Genomic DNA, 319 nt, shown 5'->3' on the forward strand with positions numbered 1-319 from the left:
GGGTCGTCGGTGACCGTGGTGCTAGGAGTACCGGTGGTAACCAGTTTCTCGTAGTTGCCGCCGGTGACATTGGTGATGCTGTTGGTCAGCGGTGCATTGGTGTTGTAGACGTTGTTTGGCGCAACGTAGTCGACCGAGCCAGAGCTTGCGTTGACTGGGATGGTGATGGTCTGGCCATTAGCCAAAGTGATCACCAGCGGTTTCTCCGTCACAGGCGCGGTCACGGTGGCGGTGTAGGTCACAACGCCGCCCTCGGTCACGCTTGGGGTGGCCGTCAGGGTTACGGTGCTGGTGTCGATGCTGTCGGTCACGGCGGTTA

Annotated in this window: 1 protein-coding gene; it reads right to left on the reverse strand. The window is 60.2% G+C overall.

Annotation, left to right across the window (positions count from 1 at the left end; all coding sequences use genetic code 11):
• Positions 1-319 (reverse strand): immunoglobulin-like domain-containing protein (locus J5M56_RS25925; protein WP_207938177.1); only part of this gene is annotated, 319 nt, incomplete at both ends.

This window comes from Pseudomonas sp. 51_B (assembly GCF_017491595.1).
Taxonomy (GTDB): Bacteria; Pseudomonadota; Gammaproteobacteria; order Pseudomonadales; family Pseudomonadaceae; genus Aquipseudomonas; species Aquipseudomonas promysalinigenes.